General features: G+C 68.2%; 14 protein-coding genes and 1 pseudogene. 8 read left to right on the top strand and 7 right to left on the bottom strand.

Annotated elements, in window-relative coordinates:
• Positions 1-15 precede the first annotated feature (15 nt).
• Positions 16-888 (bottom strand): PPK2 family polyphosphate kinase, encoded by an 873-nt coding sequence (locus HPS01S_RS08320; protein ID WP_084397171.1) that lies wholly within the window; start codon positions 886-888, stop codon positions 16-18.
• A gap of 143 nt (positions 889-1,031) precedes the next feature.
• On the opposite strand from HPS01S_RS08320, the gene HPS01S_RS08315 reads away from it, so the two are divergent.
• The 4 genes and pseudogenes from HPS01S_RS08315 (at position 1,032) to cqsA (ending at position 3,821) form a co-directional block, all read left to right on the top strand.
• Positions 1,032-1,277 (top strand): metal-sensitive transcriptional regulator, encoded by a 246-nt coding sequence (locus tag HPS01S_RS08315; RefSeq protein WP_066153800.1) that lies wholly within the window; start codon positions 1,032-1,034, stop codon positions 1,275-1,277.
• Positions 1,278-1,300: 23 nt separating this feature from the next.
• Positions 1,301-1,981: pseudogene (locus HPS01S_RS22180) on the top strand (MBL fold metallo-hydrolase); the annotation flags it as partial.
• Between the two features lie 24 nt (positions 1,982-2,005).
• Positions 2,006-2,416 carry a rhodanese-like domain-containing protein gene (locus HPS01S_RS22175; RefSeq protein ID WP_243721744.1) on the top strand — a complete coding sequence of 137 codons (411 nt, stop codon included), beginning with the start codon at positions 2,006-2,008 and terminating at the stop codon, positions 2,414-2,416.
• 160 nt (positions 2,417-2,576) lie between these two features.
• Positions 2,577-3,821, top strand: coding sequence for an alpha-hydroxyketone-type quorum-sensing autoinducer synthase (gene cqsA, locus HPS01S_RS08305; RefSeq protein ID WP_066153794.1), 1,245 nt, complete (start codon positions 2,577-2,579; stop codon positions 3,819-3,821).
• Here cqsA and HPS01S_RS08300 read toward each other — a convergent pair.
• On the bottom strand, positions 3,809-4,795 hold the full coding sequence (locus HPS01S_RS08300; protein ID WP_066153791.1) for a response regulator: 987 nt from the start codon (positions 4,793-4,795) through the stop codon (positions 3,809-3,811). The two genes, cqsA and HPS01S_RS08300, sit on opposite strands and share 13 nt — an antisense overlap.
• A 3-nt stretch (positions 4,796-4,798) precedes the next feature.
• On the bottom strand, positions 4,799-6,037 hold the full coding sequence (locus HPS01S_RS08295; protein WP_243721671.1) for a sensor histidine kinase: 1,239 nt from the start codon (positions 6,035-6,037) through the stop codon (positions 4,799-4,801).
• 183 nt (positions 6,038-6,220) lie between these two features.
• Here HPS01S_RS08295 and HPS01S_RS08290 point away from each other — a divergent pair, with 183 nt between their 5' ends.
• Positions 6,221-6,892 carry a helix-turn-helix transcriptional regulator gene (locus HPS01S_RS08290; protein ID WP_066153788.1) on the top strand — a complete coding sequence of 224 codons (672 nt, stop codon included), beginning with the start codon at positions 6,221-6,223 and terminating at the stop codon, positions 6,890-6,892.
• Between the two features lie 72 nt (positions 6,893-6,964).
• Positions 6,965-7,741, top strand: a complete 777-nt coding sequence (locus tag HPS01S_RS08285) for a type III pantothenate kinase (protein WP_066154062.1) — start codon at positions 6,965-6,967, stop codon at positions 7,739-7,741.
• A 115-nt stretch (positions 7,742-7,856) separates the two neighbouring features.
• Here the strand turns inward: HPS01S_RS08285 and HPS01S_RS08280 are convergent, their stop codons facing one another.
• The gene (locus tag HPS01S_RS08280) at positions 7,857-9,383 is read right to left on the bottom strand and encodes a wax ester/triacylglycerol synthase family O-acyltransferase (protein WP_084397169.1); all 1,527 of its coding nucleotides are present in this window, start codon (positions 9,381-9,383) and stop codon (positions 7,857-7,859) included.
• Between the two features lie 139 nt (positions 9,384-9,522).
• Here HPS01S_RS08280 and HPS01S_RS08275 point away from each other — a divergent pair, with 139 nt between their 5' ends.
• Positions 9,523-9,777: an acyl-CoA-binding protein gene (locus tag HPS01S_RS08275; RefSeq protein WP_066153785.1), complete on the top strand. Its 255-nt coding sequence runs from the start codon at positions 9,523-9,525 to the stop codon at positions 9,775-9,777.
• Positions 9,778-9,810: 33 nt separating this feature from the next.
• Here HPS01S_RS08275 and HPS01S_RS08270 read toward each other — a convergent pair whose 3' ends face one another.
• The 3 genes from HPS01S_RS08270 to HPS01S_RS08260 form a co-directional block, all read right to left on the bottom strand.
• Positions 9,811-10,146, bottom strand: a complete 336-nt coding sequence (locus tag HPS01S_RS08270; RefSeq protein WP_066153782.1) for a polyhydroxyalkanoic acid system family protein — start codon at positions 10,144-10,146, stop codon at positions 9,811-9,813.
• Positions 10,147-10,160: 14 nt separating this feature from the next.
• On the bottom strand, positions 10,161-11,234 hold the full coding sequence (locus HPS01S_RS08265; RefSeq protein ID WP_371836592.1) for an aminopeptidase: 1,074 nt from the start codon (positions 11,232-11,234) through the stop codon (positions 10,161-10,163).
• A gap of 80 nt (positions 11,235-11,314) precedes the next feature.
• On the bottom strand, positions 11,315-13,360 hold the full coding sequence (locus HPS01S_RS08260) for a molybdopterin-containing oxidoreductase family protein (protein WP_066153779.1): 2,046 nt from the start codon (positions 13,358-13,360) through the stop codon (positions 11,315-11,317).
• A gap of 125 nt (positions 13,361-13,485) precedes the next feature.
• Between HPS01S_RS08260 and HPS01S_RS08255 the strand changes: the two genes are divergently transcribed.
• Positions 13,486-14,631: an ABC transporter substrate-binding protein gene (locus HPS01S_RS08255; protein WP_066153775.1), complete on the top strand. Its 1,146-nt coding sequence runs from the start codon at positions 13,486-13,488 to the stop codon at positions 14,629-14,631.
• Positions 14,632-14,685: the final 54 nt, after the last annotated feature.

Below are 14,685 nucleotides of genomic sequence, written 5' to 3'. Positions count from 1 at the left end.
TGTCGGGATGAGCGGTCATTCGACCCGCAGCCCCTTGAGGGCCGGGTCTTCGGGAGGAAAGCGCAGGTCCAGCGCCTGCAGCGTGTCGCGCACGATGGTCGCGATCATCAGGTTGCGGTGCGTCTTGCTGTTGGCGGGCACCACGGTCCAGGGCGCCCAAGCGGTCGAGGTGGCTTCGAGCAGGTCCTCGTAGGCCTTCTGGTAGTCGGTCCACTGCTTGCGGACCTCCAGATCACCCAGGCTGAATTTCCAGTGTTTGGTGACGTCGTCCACCCGCTCCTGCAGGCGCTCGCGCTGTTCGTCGAAGCCGATGTGCAGCATGAACTTCAGCACCACGGTGCCGGTCTCGGCCAGCAGGCGCTCGAAGTCGTTGATGTGCTGGTAGCGCTGCTTGGTCTGCTCCGGCGTGATCCAGCCGTTGACCACCGGCACCAGCACGTCCTCGTAGTGGCTGCGGTTGAACACGGTGATGTGGCCCGCGGCCGGCACCTGCTGGTGGATGCGCCAGAGGTAGTCGTGCGCGCGCTCGGGCTCGGTGGGCGCTTTCCAGCCCACGGTGTGCACGCCCAGCGGGCTGGTCTGGCCGAACACGCCGCGGATGGTGCCGTCCTTGCCCGAGGTGTCGGTGCCCTGCAGGATCACCAGCAGCTTGTGCCGGCCATCGGCGTAGAACAGGTTCTGCAGCTCGTCGATCTCGCGCGCCAGGGCCAGCACCCGTGCCTGGTCCTCGGCCTTGCTGCCCTTCGAGAAGGGCTTGTCCCCAGGGTCAAAGTCCTTCAGCCGAACCTGGCGCCGGCCCGGCCCGACCTGCCACCGGGCCCAGGGGCTGTCCACCGGTGCGCGCAGCGCCTGAAAAAGCGCCTGGTCTTTGCCGTTCCGGGTGTTCATGAAGGTGTCCGTATGGTTGATTGACGTTTACGTAAACGTAAATTCGAATGTTAACGCAGGCCGCCCGGATGCACCATGGGGGAAGCCCGCCCAGGCCTGGAAGCCTAGAATCTTTCGGCCGTCGCCCAGAGAGAAAGAAACCGATGCCCACCGTCCACGACCCCGAACGCAAACGTGCCCTGGTGCTGCGCCTCAAGCGCGTCGAAGGGCAGTTGCGCGGCATCCAGAAGCTGCTGGAGTCCGACGCCGACTGCGAGACGGTGGCCCAGCAGCTGTCCGCCGCCCGCAAGGCCCTGGACAAGAGCTTCTTTGCCATGGTCGGCTGCGTGATCGCCCAGGGCGACGTGCCGCCCGACGACGTGGCCGACATGCTGGCCCGTTTTTCCTGACCCACCGCCCTTCAGGTCCTGCCATGAAACCCATCCAGCTGTTCGACCCGGCGTCTAGCACCTACACCTACCTGCTGTTCGACCAGGCCACGCGCGAGGCGGTGATCATCGACCCGGTGGACGAGCAGATCGAGCGCGACCTGGCGGTGCTGCGCGAATACGGGTTGCGCCTGGTCTGGACCCTGGAGACCCATGCCCATGCCGACCACATCACCAGCGCCGGCAAGCTGGCCGAGCTGGCGGGCGCCAGGACGGCGGCGCCGGCGGGCTGCGGCATCGGCACGGCGGGCCGGCAGCTGCAGGATGGCGACGAGCTTGAGTTCGGTGCCGAGCGCCTGCGCGCCCTGCACACGCCGGGCCACACGGCCGGCAGCATGAGCTACCTCTGGCGCGACCATGTGTTCACCGGCGACGCGCTGCTGATCGGCGGCTGTGGCCGCACCGATTTCCAGTCGGGCAGCGCGGTCGACCTCTACCGCAGCCTCACACAAGTGCTGTTTGCGCTGCCCGATGACACCACCGTATGGCCCGGGCACGACTACCAGGGCCGCACCTCGTCCACCATCGGCGACGAGAAGACCAGCAACCCGCGCGTGGCCGGCAAGACCGAGGCCGAATTCGTGGCCATCATGGACAGCCTGAACCTGCCCCGGCCGCGCCGCATCGACGAAGCCGTGCCGGCCAACCTCACGTCCGGGCTGCGCCACGACGCCGACGGGGTGCAGCTGATGCAGCCGCGCACCGGGCAGGGCGGCTACGCGGGCGATGTGTCGCCCCAGCTGGCCTGGCAGTGGGTGCAGCAGGGCGAGGCGGTGCTGGTGGATGTGCGCACCGACGCCGAGCGCGAATGGGTGGGCTTTGTGCCCGGCGCGCTGCCGGTGGCCTGGAAGCAGTGGCCGGGCATGGCCATGAACACCGGGTTCGACGAGGCGGTGCGCGCCGCCGCCGACGGCGGACGCAAGCTGGTGCTGCTGTGCCGCAGCGGTGTGCGCTCGGTCGCGGCCGCGCGGCGTGCCACGGAACTGGGCCTGGAGGCCTACAACATCCTCGAAGGCTTCGAGGGTGATCCCGATGGCCACGGCCAGCGCGGGCGCAAGGGCGGCTGGCGGTACCACGGGCTGCCCTGGCGCCAGAACTGAGAGCAGAGAGACCGCTGCCATCCGCTGGCGCGCCGCTTATCGGATAAACAGCGTCAGACTTGAGAAGAAAGCGTAACCACCCCTGCTAATGCTGACAGGGAGGGGGCGATTTTCATCCTACAAGTTTTTTCAATGGGTTCTTCTTTAACAGGAGCACCCCATGGAACTGCTGGACCACACCCTTGAAGCGCAACGTCCTTCTCCCCGCCTGACGGCCGCGCTGGAGGCGCGGATCCAGAAGGATTTCGTGCCCCGCTGGAACGACCTGTGGCAGGGTCGATTTGCGGTGCAGGGCGCACGCCCCGGCCCCAACTCGGTGCGCCTGGACGGCAACGACTACCTGTCGGTGTCTGGCCATCCGGACATCGTGCGGGCCCAGGTGGAGGCGCTGACCCGCAGCGGCAGTTTCGCCGTGCAGTCCGGGGTGTTCATGCACGACGAACACCCGACCCGCAACCTCGAACTGAAGCTCGCGCGCTGGGTGGGCAAGGAGGACGGGTTCGTGTGCCAGTCCGGCTACGCGGCCAATGTCGGCCTGATCCAGTCGGTGGCCAATCCGGAGACGCCGGTGTACCTGGACGGGCAGGCCCACGCCTCGCTGTGGGAAGGTGCCCACGCGGCCCGCGCACCCTCGCAGGTGTTCCGGCACAACGACCCCCAGCACCTGGACAAGCTCATGAGCCGGCACGGCCCGGGACTGGTGGCGGTGGACTCGGTCTACAGCACCACCGGCGCGGTGTGCCCGCTGCTGGAGATGCTCGACGTGGTGGAGCGGCACGGCTCGATGATCCTGGTCGACGAGTCGCACTCGCTGGGCACCCACGGTCCATCGGGCGCCGGCCTGTGCGCCCAGCTGGGGGTGACGGACCGGGTGCATTTCATCTCCGCGAGCCTGGCCAAGGCCATGGCGGGGCGGGCCGGCTTCTTCACCGCGCCGGACCGCCTGCGCTACCACATCCTCACCTCCAGCTTCCCCAACATCTTCAGCTCCTGCGTGTTGCCGCACGAAGCGGCCGGCCTGGCGGCCACGGTGGACGTGCTGCAGCAGGCCGACGCCGCGCGCGAGAACCTGCGGCTGGTGACCCGGCGCATCCGCAGCGCGCTGACCGGTATGGGGTATCCGATCGACCAGGGCACCGAGCAGATCATCGCGCTCGAAGCGGGGCCGGAGCCCGCCACCATCCAGGTGCGCGACGAGCTGGATGCGCTGGGGGTGCACACCGCGTTCTTTGGTGCACCGGCCACCAGCCGCAACCGGTCCCTGGCACGGATGACCCTGCACTCGGCGCTGACCGAGGCGGAGCTCGAACACGTCGAGTCGGCTGCGCGCCTGGTCGCCGACCGGGTCCGGCCCTGGGAATGGGCGGCCGCCCGCCGCCAGCGCGGTGGTGCTCAGCTGTCCTGAATGGTCCGCACGCCCTGCATGTCCAGGAAGTTGCGGTACGGGTAGATCGGCAGCGGCAGGTCGGTCTCCGCCAGCGGGAACAGGGCGCCGATGAGCTGTCCGTCGTCGCCCACCGCAAAGGCCTTTTCGGTCCGGATCGGCCCGCGCAGGCCCAGCTGCTGGTGCAGCTCGACCGCCGGAAGCAGCAGCCCCTTCTGGATGGCCTGCACGACGTCGAACCCCAGTCCCGCCGACCGGGCCAGATCGGCCACGTCCTTCAGGCCGGAGGCGGGCTCCAGCTGCAGCCATTCGCAAAGGCCTTCCGGCGTCAGGCCCAGCATGCCAAAGGGTTCATCGAGCACGACGTACTCGATCCAGTGCGAGCGGGCCCGGGTCAGCAGCGCCTCCATGATGGATGGCACTTCCAGCAGGGCCTGGTGGTGGGACTGCATGGCCGTGCGCCAGACGGTGTTCAGCCGCGGATGGGCGCGCCGGGCCAGCTTGATAAGGGTGGTCATCAGGCGCCCGGCGATGTCGGCCGTCTGCTTGGGGATGAACTGGTCGATCAGGCCGTTGTTGAAGGCCTTGATCGCGATCTGCTCATCGGCCTGCCCGGTCAGCAGGATGCGCGAGCCCGGCCAGTCCACCAGGGTTTCGAGCACCTTCAGGCCATCGATGCCTGGCATGGCGAAGTCCACCACACAGGTTTGTGCCAGCTGGTAGCGCGCCGGGTTGGAGCCCCAGTAGCGCAGCACCTGCGGAAGCAGATGGTGGCCGTGGCGCCAGCGGTCGATCATCTGCAGGTGGTGCCCCGCGTCGGCCTCCCAGCGCGCCGGCTCGTCGTTCATCCGGGCGATGAAGGCCGCCGGTCGTGAAAACAGTTCGACCTGCAGAAAGCTGGGCACGACCATGCCCAGCATCTCCAGATAGTCGATGTCGTCGTCCAGAAAGATCAGGCTTCCCGAACGGTGGTACAGCGGAAAGTTGAAGGCCATGGCTCAGTGTGTGCTCGTGGGCGGTATGAAGGGGGCACGCTCGTCCCGCAGGGGCAGCACGATCGTGAACGAGGCACCGTGACCGGGTTGGGACTGGAGGAGCAGCCGACCGTCCGACGCCTCCACCACGTTTTTGCAGAACGTCAGCCCCAGTCCGTTGCCGACACTGCTCTGCAGTGAGAAAAAGGGTTCGAAGATGCGGTGTTGTTTCTGCAGCGGAATGCCGGTGCCCTTGTCGGTCACCACGATCCTGCCCAGCCCGTCCTTGACCGTCACCTCCACGCGCAGGTCGCCCGGCTTGGGGGCGTCTCCGGATGCGGCCAGCGCATGCATGGCATTTTTGATCAGGTTGACCAGAACCTGTGAAAACTGGGCACGAGACCCCAGGAAGCCGAAGTCCTCTTCCAGCGCCAGCTGCACGCATTCGCGCTCGCGCGGTGAGCGGAACGGGTACTGGCCGAGCACGTCCTGCACCAGTTCGAACGCGGTGAGATGGGCGGTGGGCCGGGGCAGCCTCAGCAGCTGCGCGTTGGAGATCTGGGTGTCGATCTGCCGGTTCATGCTGCGCACCAGGTTCTGCAGCCGCTGCGCCAGCTCCTCCAGCTTCTTGCGCTTGGGTTCGGGCACGTCGTGCTGGGCCAGGCCACGCAGCACGTCGCCGACCAGGTTCACCGTGGCCAGTGGCGTGCGCAGTTCGTGCGCCATCACGCCCATGGTGCTGAGCGTGTTGATCAGCCGGACCCGGCGCAGGTTGGCGCCCGACATGCCCAGCATCAGGCTCATGCCCAGGGCAAAGCCGATCAGGGTGAGGTTCTCGGGCTCGATGCCGACCCAGGTCTGCTGCGTGCCGGTGAGCAGGAACAGGCCCGCGGCGACTGCGAACCCGGTGATGCAGCCCAGCGAGGCCAGGCGCCAGTCGGTGATGTGGAAATAGATCAGGATCATGCTGCACACACTGGCCAGCCAGACCTTGTTGCCCTCGTTCATCAGGAACATCCATCCGAAGAACAGCGGCAGCTGCAGCCAGAAGATCAGCCCGTACACCCAGACGCTGGTCTTGGACTGCAGGTCCCGGTTCACGCGCGGATGCAGCAGCAGCAGCCCCGTCAGGGCCAGCACCACGCGCACCGCAAACAGCTCGTAGGGCTGCGGCAGGGCCTGGCCCCACAGCCACCCGAAGATGAAGTGGCCGCCGAAGGTGAAGACGCCCAGCCACTGGAGGCGGGCCGTCGAAGGATGCAAAATAGGCTCCAGAGGTGCATGGACAATTTCGTCCACCACCCAGCGCCAGAACCTCAGCCTGGCGTTGTGAACCCTGAGACGGTCCCACTGCAACATGTATTCCTTCCAGCGTCGACCGACGTTGCCAGCCCGTGGTCTTGTGGCGGGCGGGTCCATTGTCCCGGCAACGGGGCGTTGCCCGTCATGACCCTTCCTGTCAACTTTGACAGCGTGGGCGTGGACGCCATTTTGGCCGATTGGGTTCGCGCCTTGCGCGACTCCGGGGTCGAGGCGGTGCTGGTGATGGGGCCCAATCCGATGGGGGGGCGGGACGAGCGCGAGGTGCTGGCCGTGCATCCGCCGCGCCTGCTCGGTGCCGCGGAGGCCCTGGCCGCCAGCACCGACTTTGGCGCCAGCTGGCGCGACAGCGATGCACCCCTGGTGGCCTGGCAGGACATTTCCAAGGCGGCCTATGCCGAGCCGTCCAGCCGCTGGCGCAGGCTCTGGCTGGCCCACGGGCACCAGACCCTGGTGCGGGTGGCCTTCAGCCTGCCGGCGGGGCGCGCGTTCGAGTGCTTCATGTTCAGCCCCCGGGCCTTCGCGGACCGCTCCGAGGCCGCGGCCCTGGCCTGGTCGGCCTACAACATCTGGCCGATGCTGCGCCGCGCCATCGCCGAGCAGCGGGTCACGCTCAGCCCCCGCGAGCAGGAGAGCCTGAACTACGCCTTCGAAGGCCTGACCGCGCGCGAAACCGCGCAGCGCATGGACTGCTCGGAGCGCACCGTCAACTACCACCTGGCCAATGCCATGGCCAAACTCAAGACCGACAACAAGCTCTCTGCGGTGCAACGGGCCTGCTGGATCGGGTTGATCTGACGCCGGTGAGGTCGCGATGAGGATGCTGCATCGCCGCAAAGTGCCTGCCAGGCCTTGTTCATAATCTTCCGCATGACTTTACTGGCGCTGGATGTTGGCAACACGCGATTGAAATGGGCGCTGTACGACGCCCCCCGTGTGGGAGGGCGCCTGCTGGCGCATGGTGCACAGTTCCTGGAGAACATCGAGAAACTGGCCGAGGGCGACTGGAGCAGCCTGTCCGCACCCACCCGGGTGCTGGGCTGCATCGTGGCGGGCGACGCTGTGAAGCGGCGGGTCGAGGAACAGCTCGAACAGTGGGACGTGACGCCCCAGTGGGTGGTGTCCAGCGCGTCGGAGGCGGGTCTGAGCAACGGCTACGACCACCCGGCCCGCCTCGGTTCCGACCGCTGGGTTGCGATGATCGGCGCGCGCCAGCGCCTGCTGCAGAAGGGGCCGGCCAGGCCTTGCATCGTGGTCATGGTCGGTACCGCGGTGACGGTCGAGGCGATCGATTCGGCCGGCCGCTTCCTGGGCGGCATCATCCTGCCCGGCCACGGCATCATGCTGCGCGCGCTGGAGTCCGGCACCGCCGGGCTGCACGTGCCCACCGGCGAGGTGCGCGACTTCCCGACCAACACCAGCGACGCCCTCACCAGCGGCGGCACCTTCGCCATTGCCGGTGCGGTGCAGCGCATGTGGGACAACCTGCGCGGCCATTGCGGCGAAGACCCGGTCTGCTACATGACCGGCGGCGCGGGCTGGAAGATGGCGCCCAGCATGTCCACGCCCTGCGAGCTGGTGGACAGCCTCATTTTCGACGGCCTGCTCGAAATCGCAGACAGGCGATTTTCCCCCCTGCGCGCCTGACGGCGCTTTCCCCCTGCGGCGCGGGGGGACGGCCCCTGTGGCCGGGCAAAGCCCGTTCCACGGGGCCACTGGACAGGGGCACGCTCTCCGGAATGCACGGCAGAGGGAATGGGGGTCACTCCACCTCTCCCCAGGGGAGCATGAGTGTGACGGCGAGCAGTTGCGCAAATTCCGGTTCGAAGGCGTCGATGATGCGCTGCGGGTCGGGGCAGAGCGCGCTGTCGGCGATCACGCCGAACTGCACGCCGCCGCCGTAGCTCAGGATGGAGACGCCCAGGCCCACCGTGCCGGTCTGCGGCACCCAGAACATGGTCTGCTCCAGGGTTGCGCCGCAGAACTTCAGCTTCTCGCCGGGACCGGGCACATTGGTCATCACGGCGGTGGTCTTGCGGCCGAACAGGCTGAGCATCGCGTCCTGCGCCGGCTTGATCAGCAGGCCCGCTACCGACAGCAGGCCGAAGGTCAGCAGCGGCTGCAGACTGCCCTTGAGCGCGTTCATGCGCGCGCGCACCGCGTACACGCGCTCGATCGGGTTGGCGATGCCCACGGGCAGCACCAGCGGGATCAGGCCGAAGCGGTTGCCCAGCTTCCAGGCGTCCTCCATCGGCCGCAGGTTGATCGGCACCATGGCGCGGATCTCCTTGCCTGCCGGGTCGTCGCCATGGTGGCGCAGGTAGCCGGCGATCGCGCCCGCCACGCAGCTGAGCAGCACGTCGTTGACCGAGCAGTTGAGCGCCTTGCCGATGGCCTTGACCTCGGTCAGCGGGATGGGCTGGCACCAGGCCACTCGCTTTTCACCCTTGGGTGCGCCCTTGAGCCGCGTGGGTGAGTCGTCGGGCATGAGGGCCAGTGCCGCCAGATCGCTGGCGAGCTGGCCTCCGAGGCGCGCCACCTCCAGGGCCTGGTCCAGTGTTTCCCCGAGCCCTTGCTGCGGCGCCGCCAGCATCGACAGCGACTTCGCCGCCCCGCCACCGGCGGCGTCCAGCGCCCGTGCGGCGATGTCACCGAAGGGGCGGATCAGCGTGTCGGCCACCCAGTCCTCGGCCGCCTCCAGCCCCTGTTTGTGCGACCGGGGCTTTCGCTTGGGCGGTTCGGTGCCGCCATCGACCAGGCTCATCATCACGCTGATCAGCGCGATCCCGTCGGCGATGCAGTGGTGGATGCGCGCGATCAGCGCCGAACCACCCTCGTAGTCCTCGATCAGCTCGAACTGCCACAGCGGGTGCGCCGGGTCCAGCGGCACCATGGCCAGCGCGCCGGCGCGCGCCTGCAGCGCCGCCTGGGCTTCCTGACCGCGGCGGCGGGTCAGCGTGTGCGTGACCACATGGCGGTCGAGCGAGAAGTCGGGGTCGTCGCGCCAGTGGGCGCCGGCGGCGTCCTGCTGGGCGGTCTGCCGGAAGCGCCGGTAGCCCAGCAGCTTGTCCTGCACCCGCTGAGCCAGCGCCTCGCGCGTGATGCCGGGTCGCAGGATCCAGACGCCCACGATCATCATCAGGTTGGTGTCCGAGTCCATGCGCAGCCAGGCGGTGTCCACCTTGCTCATGCGCTCGCCCTCCAGGCCCAGGACGCCGGCCACCGACTGCAGGGTGCTGCGGCCCTCGGGTGGGGATTTCGGCGTGCCTTTGCGGATGCGCGTGACCATGGTGTCTCCTGCGAGGCCCCGGGGTTGGGGGCTGGTTGTGATTGGGTGGCGGCGTCTATTCTGGGGGCAGTCGCAACCGTAAGATACCGGGCCTCCCCTAGCCCGGGTCCGGGCCACCCCCTCACTCACGGAGACCTTCATGTCCGACCTCAAGTCCCGCTTCGATGCCGCCGTTGCCCAGTCCAAGAACCTCAGCGAGCGCCCCGACAACGCCACGCTGCTCAAGATCTACGGCCTGTACAAGCAGGGCACGGTGGGCGACAACACCGAGAAGAAGCCCGGCTTCGGTGACATGGTCGGCCGCGCCAAGTGGGACGCCTGGAACGGCCTGAAGGGCACGTCTCAGGACGATGCGCAGCAGCAGTACATCGACCTGATCGCGTCGCTGAGCTGAGCTCCCACGCTCCGCTGCTGCGCGGGGCCTGTCTTACTTTTTCTTCGAGCCGGTGGCCGTTTTGGCCGCCGGCTTTTTCTTGGCCGCCAGCAGCTCGTCCAGGTTTTTGACGATCTCGCTCTCGATGCGGTCCCTGAAGGCGCCGAGCAGGAAGCCAAGCTGGGCGTCCAGCTCGAAGTGATCCGCCGTGACCCGCAGCGTGCCCTTGGCACCGGTGCGCGAGAAATGCACCTCGTCGCAATCCGCACCCTCTTCGTAGGCGCACTGCATGTCGAACTCGGCCTCGGCCTGTTCGGCCCATTGCCAGGCCACCTTGCGTGCGCCGGACATGCCCAGGTGGTGGTTGCGCCGGATGTGGATGTTCGCCATGGTGTTCGCGTTGTTCAGAGGGTGGACGGTGGCCGGGCGGCGGGGTCGAGGGCCTGGAGGGCGGCCTGGCGCTCGGCCGCGGTCTGGCGGGCCAGCGCGCGCACCGCATCATAGAACCGCGCAAAGTCGCGGCCCTCGCGCTCGAACAGCGCCTCGAATGCCGGCACCCACTGGTCGTAGGCGGCCTGGGCACCGAAGCTGGCGTTGTTGGCCCGGGCGACCCAGGCGTCGTAGCCCTTGTAGCCGCCCCAGCCTCGGCGCAGGCCGGCGTAGCGCTGGCGGAAGTCGTGCAGCACCTGGGCCTTGCGGGCCAGTTTGGCGGTGTCGTCGAGCGTGGCGTCGTCGTAGAGTGCCTGCAGCCGTTCCCTGGTCTCGCGCGTCAGCGCACGAAAGGTTTTGCGGCGCTCATCGAAGCCGGCGTAGGTCTGGCGCGCTGTCTCGTCGGCCTGGGCCAGCCAGCGCGCGCCGCCGATGCGCTCGACCGCCGTCGCGAAGGACTCGTTGAACACGGTGTCACCGGAGGCGTAGGCCACCTGGTGGGCCAGCTCGTGAAAGATCAGCCGTGCCAGCTCACCCTCGGGGTAGCCGATGAAGGTGTTGAGCAGGGGGTCGCCACCGGCCCAGTTCATCCAGCCCAGCGTGGAGTAGGCGGGCACGGGATAGACCGCCACGTCCAGGTCGCTGCCGATCCCGGCCGCAAACGCCCGGGCTTCGGCCTCGTCGTAGTAGCCCCGGTAGCCGACGCAGCCGGCCACCGGGAAGCACCACTGCTGCAGCCGCAGCGACAGCGCGGGCGCGGCGACCACGTTGTAGACCGCCGCCTTGCGCTGCAGGTCGGCATAGCGCCGGTAGCTGGCGTTGTCGGGCAGACCCAGTTCGGTGACCGCAAAGGTGCGGATGCGCTGCGTGAGCTGCAGCTTGTGCTGCAGCGCGGGTGGTGTGGCCGGGTCGTCCAGCCAGTCCTGCACCGGCCGCGCCGCGTGCATCAGCTTCAGGTGGCCGGTGACCGATTGCCAGTAGTAGCCGGGGCCGGCGTCGGACGAGGCGCAGCCGGACAGCAAACCCGCCAGGCAACACACCACCAGCACGCGCCGAGGAACCGGCTTCGCCGGGCCTCTGGCGCGGTCCCTCCCTCCGGGGGGGAAGACGCGAAGCGGCGCAGGGGGGGTCATCCCTTTTCCACCTCTACCAGGCAGTCGTAGAACACCGGTGCGCGGCCCAGGTCGGTGAGCTTCTGGCTGGTCAGCTCGTTCACGTTGCTGCCGTCCAGGCCGAGCTTGCGCCACCAGATGCCCAGGCCATTGACCACGCCCTGGCGTGCCCGGGTCGAGAGGCGCGCGGTGCAGCGGTAGCTGCCGCGCTGGTTGAACACCCGCACCAGGTCACCGTCGGCGATGCCGCGCGGGGCGGCGTCGGCCGCGCTGATCTCCAGCAGTGGTTCGCCTTCGATGTCGCGCAGGCTCTTCACGTTCACGAAGCTGGAGTTGAGGAAGTTGCGCGCGGGCGGCGAGATCATGGCCAGCGGGTGGCGCGGGTCGCTGCCGGCCAGCTCGTGGTTGGGCACGTGGTCGGGCAGGCCGTCCAGCCCCTGCGCCGCCAGGCGTGCGCTGAAGAACTCGCATTTGCCGGAGGGCGTCGGGAAGCCACCCTCGGCGAACGGGGCCTCGGGCACCGGCAGCGTGGCAAAGCCCTGGTCGAGCAGTTGCTGGAAGTCCACCCGGTCGCCGAAGGTCTGGCGGCACAAGGTTTCATCGTCGTCGGCGAAGCAGGGGTCGTCGAAGCCCATGCGCTGAGCCAGCTGGCGGAACACCTCGGTGTTGGGTCGCGCCTGCCCGAGCGGCGCGATGGCGGGCCGGTTGAGCAACACGTCGGTGTGGCCGTAGCTGGTGTGGATGTCCCAGTGCTCGAGCTGGGTGGTGGCGGGCAGCACGATGTCGGCGTGGTCCGCGGTGTCGGTCATGAAGTGTTCGAGCACCACGGTGAACAGGTCCTCGCGCGCGAAGCCCGCCACCACCTTGGGCGACTCGGGCGCGACCGCCACCGGGTTGCTGTTGTAGACGATCAGGGCCTCGATCTTCGGACCGAATGAGGGCGAGGATTCGCGCAGCAGATCGTCGCCGATGGTGACCATGTTGATGGTGCGTGGCGTGCGGCCGGCCAGCAGGTCGGGGCGGTGCAGCGCGGCGCGGTCGACAGGAAAGTGGCCCGAGGCCGAGAGCAGCAGACCGCCCGCGCGGTGGCGCCAGGCGCCGGTCAGCGCCGGCAGGCAGGCGATGGCGCGCACCGCGTTGCCGCCGCCGCGCACGCGCTGCATGCCGTAGTTCAGGCGGATGGCGGCCGGCTTCGTGGTGCCGTAGTCGCGCGCCAGCCGTTCGATCTGTTCGACCGGGATGCCGCAAACCTCGGCCGCACGCTCGGGCGGCCACTGCAGGGCGCGTTCGCGCAGCTGCTCCCACCCCAGGGTGTGGCGGGCGATGTAGTCGTGATCCAGCCAGTCGTTCCTGATGAGTTCGTGCATCAGCGCCAGCGCCAGTGCAGCGTCGGTGCCGGGGCGCAGCGCGATGTGCTCGTGGCACTTGTCGGCGGTTTCGCTGCGGCGCGGGTCGATGCATACCAGGCGCGCGCCGTCACGCTTGGCCTGCTGCGCCAGGCGCCAGAAATGCAGATTGCTGGCAATGGAGTTGCTGCCCCAGATCAGGATCAGCTTGGCCTCGGCGAAGTGCTCGACCTTCATGCCCAGCTTGCCGCCCAGGGTGTGCACCAGGGCCTCGCCGCCGGCGGCCGCGCAGATCGTGCGGTCCAGGAAGGAGGCGCCGAGCCTGTTGAAGAAGCGCGCCGCCATGCCCTCGCTCTGCACCTGACCCATGGTGCCGGCGTAGCTGTAGGGCACGATGGCCTGCGGGTTGCGCGCGGCGATGTCTTTCAGCCTCGCGGCGATGTCATCCAGTGCCTCGTCCCATCCGATGGGCTCGAACCGCCCGCTGCCCTTGGGGCCGGTGCGGCGCAGCGGCGCGAGGATGCGTTCGGGGTGGTGGGTGCGTTCGGGGTAGCGCGATACCTTGGTGCACAGCGCGCCGTCGGTGTGGCGGTGTGCCGGGTTGCCGGCCACGCGCACGGCTTTGCCGTCCACCACGGTGGTGACCAGGGCACAGGTGTCGGGGCAGTCGTGGGGGCAAGCGCCCCGGACCGTGAATTCGTTGGGGTTGTGGGCCATGAAATGCGGTGAATGGCGTATAGGCGGGGCGGGGCCTATGTAGTAGGCTTCGCAAGTCTGGTGACGCCCTGTAACGAACGAGGTGACATCCGACCAGCTCAAAAAAGCATATCAGGAGTCACTGGATGCAACGTCGTCGGGTTCTTTCTTCCTTGGGTGCCTGTCTGGGCGCTTCTACCCTGGCCGGCGTGGCCGGTTCCGCGTGGGCCCAGGCGGCTGGCGGATCGGGGGCCATCGTGCTGGGACAGTCGGCGCCGTTCACCGGGCCGTCCGCGCAGCTGGGGCTGCAGTTCAACCTGGGGGCCCAGCTGTACTTTGACCAGGTCAATGCCTCCGGGGGCGTCAACGGGCGCCGCATCGAACTCAAGCGGCTGGACGATGGCTACGATCCGGAGCGCTGCGTGGCCAACACCAGGCAGTTCATCGCCGACGGCGTATTCGCCCTGTTCGGCTACGTCGGTACCCCCACCAGCCTCGCCGCCCTGCCGCTGGCCACTGAAGCCAAGCTGCCCTTCTTTGCGCCCTTCACCGGGGCGCAGGCCCTGCGCGAGCCGTTCAACCGCTACGCCATTCATGTGCGGGCCTCGTACTTTGACGAAACCGCCGCCATCGTCAAGCAGGTCACCTCGATCGGCGTCAAGCGGGTGGCGGTGTTCTACCAGAACGACGCCTACGGAAAGGCCGGGCTCGAAGGTGTCGAGCGCGCCCTGAAGGCGCTCAACATGGAGCCGGCGGCGGTGGGAACGGTGGAGCGCAACAGCAACGAGGTGGCGCCGGCGCTCAAGGACATCATGGCCGTCAAGCCCGAGGCCATCGTGCAGATCGGTTCGTACAAGGCCTGTGCCACCTTCATCCGGCTGGCGCGCCAGCAGGGCTACCCTGGCAACTTCTACAACGTCTCCTTCGTCGGCACGCAGGCGCTGCTGGACGAACTGGGGGCGGTGGCCAAGGGTGTGGCGGTCAGCCAGGTGATGCCTTTTCCCTATTCGCCTGCAACGCCTATCTCGGGTGAGTACCTGGCCGCGCTCAAGGACCAGCGCGGTGTGGCGCCCAACTACTCCGGCATCGAAGGCTTTGTGGCCGCGAAGGTGCTGGTGGAGGGGCTCAAGCGCGCCCGAGGCGCCGGCCGGGAGGCCTTCATCGATGCCATCGGGGGCATGAAGGATGTGAGCATCGGTGGATTTCCGCTGGACTTCGGGCCGCAGAAGCACGCCGGCTCCCGCTTCGTCGAACTGACCCTGCTGACCGAAGACGGCCGGGTGCGCCGCTGACGCAGTCAGGGCCGACATCCCCGGTCCGGTCCGGGTTGTCGCGAACGGACCTGT

It is taken from the genome of Hydrogenophaga pseudoflava NBRC 102511 (genome assembly GCF_001592285.1).
Taxonomy (GTDB): domain Bacteria; phylum Pseudomonadota; class Gammaproteobacteria; order Burkholderiales; family Burkholderiaceae_C; genus Hydrogenophaga; species Hydrogenophaga pseudoflava.
Note: the sequence above shows the minus strand (reverse complement) of the source record. Positions and strands in the feature narration are given on the sequence as shown.

What these genes read in the sequence shown, in the direction of transcription:
- cqsA (WP_066153794.1), top strand. Translation starts at nt 2,577, where the DNA reads ATGGAACTGCTGGACCACACCCTTGAAGCGCAACGTCCTTCTCCCCGC.
- HPS01S_RS08270 (WP_066153782.1), bottom strand. Translation starts at nt 10,146, where the DNA reads ATGGCGAACATCCACATCCGGCGCAACCACCACCTGGGCATGTCCGGC.
- HPS01S_RS08280 (WP_084397169.1), bottom strand. Translation starts at nt 9,383, where the DNA reads ATGGTCACGCGCATCCGCAAAGGCACGCCGAAATCCCCACCCGAGGGC.
- HPS01S_RS08260 (WP_066153779.1), bottom strand. Translation starts at nt 13,360, where the DNA reads ATGGCCCACAACCCCAACGAATTCACGGTCCGGGGCGCTTGCCCCCAC.
- HPS01S_RS08290 (WP_066153788.1), top strand. Translation starts at nt 6,221, where the DNA reads ATGACCCTTCCTGTCAACTTTGACAGCGTGGGCGTGGACGCCATTTTG.
- HPS01S_RS08315 (WP_066153800.1), top strand. Translation starts at nt 1,032, where the DNA reads ATGCCCACCGTCCACGACCCCGAACGCAAACGTGCCCTGGTGCTGCGC.
- HPS01S_RS22175 (WP_243721744.1), top strand. Translation starts at nt 2,006, where the DNA reads ATGCAGCCGCGCACCGGGCAGGGCGGCTACGCGGGCGATGTGTCGCCC.
- HPS01S_RS08275 (WP_066153785.1), top strand. Translation starts at nt 9,523, where the DNA reads ATGTCCGACCTCAAGTCCCGCTTCGATGCCGCCGTTGCCCAGTCCAAG.
- HPS01S_RS08300 (WP_066153791.1), bottom strand. Translation starts at nt 4,795, where the DNA reads ATGGCCTTCAACTTTCCGCTGTACCACCGTTCGGGAAGCCTGATCTTT.
- HPS01S_RS08285 (WP_066154062.1), top strand. Translation starts at nt 6,965, where the DNA reads ATGACTTTACTGGCGCTGGATGTTGGCAACACGCGATTGAAATGGGCG.
- HPS01S_RS08255 (WP_066153775.1), top strand. Translation starts at nt 13,486, where the DNA reads ATGCAACGTCGTCGGGTTCTTTCTTCCTTGGGTGCCTGTCTGGGCGCT.
- HPS01S_RS08320 (WP_084397171.1), bottom strand. Translation starts at nt 888, where the DNA reads ATGAACACCCGGAACGGCAAAGACCAGGCGCTTTTTCAGGCGCTGCGC.